This is a genomic window from Geodermatophilus sp. SYSU D00758 (assembly GCF_054049955.1).
The window spans coordinates 1-5,236 of sequence record NZ_JBJGYK010000083.1 but is presented as its reverse complement, the minus strand read 5'-3'; the positions used below and the strand labels follow the sequence as shown (position 1 = coordinate 5,236).

The following is a 5,236-nucleotide window of genomic DNA, read 5'->3' as shown; positions in this document are numbered from 1 at the left end:
ATCTCTTAGCCGGTTGGGCCCCGACGGGGCCCCGGGGGTGCCCCGGTTACACTACAGGCCGGCCCGGCGGGGCGGGGGGCCCCCCCCCGGGCCCCGGCCCCGGTCCCGGCCCCACGGACGACGTCGTCCGCCGACGAGACAGGACCCATGACCAGCTCCCCCCGCCCCCTCGCCCCCGCACCGGGCCCCGCCCGGCACTGGTACCGCGACCGCGGCATCGGCGTCCGCATCGCCGTCCTCACGGCGGTCCTCGCCCTCGGCACCCTGGCGGTGACCGTCACGGGCCTCACCGGCGCCGCGCGCGTCGACGAGATGCAGGACCGGGTGACCGCCGCCGTCGGCGTGCAGCGCACCGTCGACGCCGCGCGCTACGACCTGCTGTGGGCGGCCAACTGGCAGAACATCACCGCCTGGAAGTCCCGGACCGAGGGCGGGCCCGTCGCGGCGGCCCCCGGCGGGGACAACGTCGCCGCCTACCGGGACGGGGCCGCCGGCTTCGAGCGGCTCTTCGGGCTGGACCCGGCGCTCCTCGACGAGGAGGCGCGGGCCAGCCTGGCGACCATCGAGGACAACTGGGCCTCGATGAGCGCCTACAACGACCAGATCTTCGCCCTCTGGGCGCAGGGCCGGCTCGACGAGGGCGACGCGCTGTCGGCCGGCGAGAAGTGGGACACCTTCTACGTCCTCGACCAGGCCATGACGGACCTGATCACGTCCGTCGACGGCCGGGTGGCGACGACCCGCGCGGAGATGGCCGACGCCGAGCGGACCACCCGCTGGGTCACGCTGGCCGTGGCCGTGGCCGTGCTGGCGCTCGGTGCCGGCCTGGCGGCAGTGGTCGCGTCGGGCATCCTGCGCGGCGTCCGGGAGGTCCGGAGCGGCCTCGAGCGGGTGGCCGCCTGCGACCTCACCGTCCGGTTGCCGGTCCGGGGCCACGACGAGACCGGCCAGATGGCGGCGGCGCTGAACACCGCGGCCGAGACGATGGCGACCACCATCGCCGGGATCATGGCCTCGGCGGACGCGGTGGCCGCGTCCTCGGAGGAGCTGTCGGCGTCCTCGGCGCAGATCTCGGCCTCGGCCGAGGAGACCAGCGCGCAGTCCGGGGTGGTGGCCGGGGCCGCGGAGGAGGTCTCGCGCAACGTGCAGACCGTCGCCGCGGGCGCCGAGCAGATGGGCGCCTCCATCCGGGAGATCAGCCGCAACGCCGCCGATGCCGCCCAGGTCGCCGCCCAGGCGGTCACCGAGGCCGGCGCCACCACCGCCACCATCACCCGCCTCGGGGACTCCTCGCGCGAGATCGGCAACGTGGTCAAGGTGATCACGAGCATCGCGGAGCAGACGAACCTGCTGGCGCTCAACGCCACCATCGAGGCGGCGCGGGCCGGGGAGGCCGGCAAGGGCTTCGCGGTGGTGGCCAACGAGGTCAAGGAGCTGGCCCAGGAGACGGCCAAGGCCACCGAGGACATCGCCCGCCGGGTGCAGGCGATCCAGGGCGACACCGCGGGAGCGGTCTCGGCCATCGAGCGGATCAGCACGGTGATCGGCCAGATCAACGACTTCCAGCTCACCATCGCCTCCGCGGTCGAGGAGCAGACCGCGACCACGACGGAGATGTCGCGGTCGGTCGGCGAGGCCGCGGCCGGCTCCGGGCAGATCGCCGACAACATCACCGGGGTCTCCACCGCGGCCGGCGCGACCACCCAGGCGCTCGCCCAGACCCGCACGGCGGTCGACGAGCTCTCCCGGATGGCCGCCGACCTGCGCACCGGCGTCGCCCGCTTCACCTACTGACCGGCCCGCCGGGACCGGGGGCCGCACCCCCGGTCCCGGTGCCGGCACCGCCCCGTTGGGCTTGACACCCCGGCCGCACCGGCCGAAGACCCTGCCGAGACGCCCCACGGCGCCGGACACCCAGAGAGAAGAGCAACGTGGACGGTCTGGACGACATCGTCGAGGAGTTCCTGGTCGAGAGCCACGAGAACCTCGACCAGCTGGACAGCGACCTGGTCGCCCTGGAGCAGGAGCCCGACTCGCGGGAGCGGCTGTCGAGCATCTTCCGCACCATCCACACGATCAAGGGCACCAGCGGCTTCCTCGCGTTCCACCGCCTCGAGGAGGTCACCCACATCGGGGAGAACATGCTCTCCCGGCTGCGGGACGGCGCCCTGGCGCTCACCCCGCAGCGGACCGACGCGCTGCTGCAGATGGTCGACTGCGTCCGCTCGCTGCTCGCCTCCATCGAGGCCAGCGGCGGCGAGGGGGACGTCGACGTCTCCGCCGTCGTCACCGCCATCAGCGCCGCGATGGAGGACCGCCCGGCGCCCGCCGTGCCCCGGCCCCGCGCCGAGGCCGAGGTGACGCCCGACGCGACCCCGGCCGCCCCGGCGGTGGGCGAGGTGCCGGCCGCCGCGGAGCCCGCCGGCGCGGCGTCCGCACCGGTCGAACCCGCCGCCCCCGCCGCGAAGAAGCCCGCCCGCCGCAAGGCCCCGGCCGCGAAGGCCCAGGCCGCGAAGACCCCGGCCGCCCCCAGGACCCCGGCCACCGGGAAGGCGCCGGCCGCCACCCCGCCGGCCGACGGCACCCCGGTCCCCGCCCCGCGCGCGGAGGCCGCGGCGGCGCCCGAGGTTGTCACCGAGCCGGAGCCGGCGACCGCCGAGCCGGGCGGCCCGACCGAGCCCGCGGCCGCCGAGCCCAGCGGCCAGGCCGAGCCCAGCGGCCAGGCCGAGCCCAGCGGCCAGGCCGAGGCCGCGGTCGGGCAGGCCGAGGCCGCGGTCGGGCAGGCCGAGGGAGCCGGCCAGGCCCGCCGGGCGGTCGCCGAGAGCACGATCCGCGTGGACGTCGACCTGCTCGACGAGCTCATGCTGCTCGTCGGCGAGCTGGTGCTGACCCGCAACCAGATCGTCCAGTACGTGGGCCGCTCCAGCGACACCGACCTGGTCCGCGCCTCCCAGCGGCTCAACCTCATCGCCAGCGAGCTGCAGGAGGGCGTCATGAAGACGCGCATGCAGCCGATCGACCACATCTGGTCCAAGCTGCCGCGCGTCGTCCGCGACCTGGGCATCCAGTGCGGCAAGTCCGTCCGGCTGGAGATGGAGGGCCGCGAGACCGAGCTCGACAAGACCCTGCTCGAGGCGGTCAAGGACCCGCTGACCCACCTGGTCCGCAACTCCGTGGACCACGGGGTGGAGGCCCCCGACGCCCGCAGGCGGGCCGGCAAGTCCGCCGAGGGCGTGCTGTTCCTCCGCGCCAAGCACGAGAGCGGCCAGGTCGTGGTCGAGGTGGCCGACGACGGCGCCGGCATCGACCCCGCCCGCATCGGGGCCAAGGCCGTCGAGCGCGGCCTGGTCTCGCAGGAGGCGCTCAACCGGATGAGCCCGCAGGACGTCCTGCAGCTGATCTTCCTGCCCGGCTTCTCGACCGCCGCGGCGGTCACCAACGTCTCCGGCCGCGGCGTCGGCATGGACGTCGTCAAGACCAACATCGAGTCCATCGGCGGCACCATCGAGGTCGAGTCGGTGCCCGGCCAGGGCACCTGCACCCGGCTGCGCATCCCGCTGACGCTGGCCATCGTCCCGGCCCTGACCGTCGAGTGCGCCGGCGACCGCTACGCCATCCCGCAGATCAGCCTCCAGGAGCTGGTCAGCCTGGACGCCGAGAAGGCGGCCACCGCCGTCGAGGAGGTCGGCGGGGCGCCGGTGTACCGGCTCCGCGGCGAGCTGCTCCCGCTGGTGCGGCTCACCGACGTCCTCGGCCTGACCTCCGACCGGCACGACGGGCACGTGGTGATCGCCGTCCTGCGCTCCGAGGGCCGCCGCTTCGGCCTGGTCGTCGACCGGGTGATCAACACCGAGGAGATCGTCGTCAAGGCCGTCGGGGGGCAGCTCAAGGCCATCGGGCTGTACTCGGGGGCCACCGTCCTCGGCGACGGCACGGTGGCGCTGATCCTCGACGTCCAGGCGCTGGCCCGCCGAGCGCTGCGCACCGAGACCACCGAGCGGCAGGAGTCCCGCGAGGCGCTGCTGCAGGCCGCCGCGGCCGAGCGGGAGGCCGAGCGGATGCTGCTGGCCGCCATCGGCGGTGGCCGCCGCGTCGCCATCCCCCTGGACACCGTGACGCGCCTCGAGCAGGTCAGGACCGAGTCCGTCGAGCGGGTCGGCAACCGCGAGGTGGTGCAGTACCGCGGCGCGATCCTGCCGATCGTCCGCCTCGACCGGCACCTGGGTGCCTACGGCGAGACCGAGCGGGAGGTCCTCGAGGTGATCGTCTACTCCGACCACGGCCGCAGCGTCGCGATCGTCGTCGAGGAGATCCTGGACATCGTCGACGGGGACGCCGCCGTCCGCAGCGACATCGACGACATGGGCCTGCTCGGCTCCGCCGTCCTCGGCGACAAGGTCACCGAGCTGCTCGACGTCCGCGCGGCCATCCTCGCCGCCGACCCGGCCTTCTACTCCACCCCCGCCCCGGCCGGCTCCGTCCCGGCGACGTACCAGGAGGTCTGACGTGCCCAGCACGACCCGAGCGTCCGCGCCGGCCATCGGCGGCCAGCTGGCCACGTTCTGGCTGGACGGCGACCTGTACGGCATCGAGGTGGCGCACGTCCAGGAGGTCCTCAAGAGCCAGGGCCTGACCCGCGTGCCGCTGGCGCCGGCGGCGGTCGCCGGGCTGATCAACCTGCGGGGGCAGGTCGTGACCGCCATCGAGCTGCGGGAGCGGCTCGGTCGTCCGCCGCGGCCGGAGGGCACCGACGCGGTCGTCATCGTCGTGCGGCTGCACGGCGAGGCGGTCAGCCTGCTGGTCGACGCCATCGCCGACGTGGTCGACGTCGACCCGGCCGACTTCGAGGCACCGCCGGACACGCTGGACGGGATCGCCCGCGAGCTGATCCGCGGCGCGTTCAAGCTCGACGGCCAGCTGCTGCTGGCCCTCGACGTGCAGAAGGCGGTGGGCGCCTGAAAGGACCCCGCTGCCCCCTGCCACTCGCAGGCTCGCGGCGGGCCCCTGCAGCGGGGCCGCCCGTCCTCCTCGCCCCTCGCGAGCTCGCGGCGGGCCCCTGCAGCGGGGCCGCCGCTGCCCCTGAACCCCGGACCTCCCCTTCGTCCCGGCCGGACTTCCCCGGCGGCCGGGACCGGCCCGGGGGCCCCCCCCCCCCCCCCCCCCGCGGGGGGGGGGGGGGGGGGGTGGGGTGGGCGTGGGGGTCCGGGGGGGCGCGCCCCCGCGGGGGGGGGCCCCC

At 75.5% G+C, this 5,236-nt stretch carries 3 protein-coding genes; all 3 read left to right on the top strand.

What is annotated here, in order from left to right:
* Positions 1-147: 147 nt before the first annotated feature.
* The 3 genes from ACI8AC_RS25115 to ACI8AC_RS25105 all read left to right on the top strand — a co-directional run bounded on the left by ACI8AC_RS25115 (position 148) and on the right by ACI8AC_RS25105 (position 4,959).
* Complete coding sequence (locus ACI8AC_RS25115; protein ID WP_456900581.1) at positions 148-1,794, top strand: methyl-accepting chemotaxis protein; 1,647 nt, start codon at positions 148-150, stop codon at positions 1,792-1,794.
* Positions 1,795-1,931: 137 nt separating this feature from the next.
* Entirely contained in the window at positions 1,932-4,505 is a 2,574-nt protein-coding gene (locus ACI8AC_RS25110; RefSeq protein WP_456900580.1) for a chemotaxis protein CheW, read from the top strand.
* A 1-nt stretch (position 4,506) separates the two neighbouring features.
* Positions 4,507-4,959 carry a chemotaxis protein CheW gene (locus tag ACI8AC_RS25105; protein WP_456900579.1) on the top strand — a complete coding sequence of 151 codons (453 nt, stop codon included), beginning with the start codon at positions 4,507-4,509 and terminating at the stop codon, positions 4,957-4,959.
* Positions 4,960-5,236 lie beyond the last annotated feature (277 nt).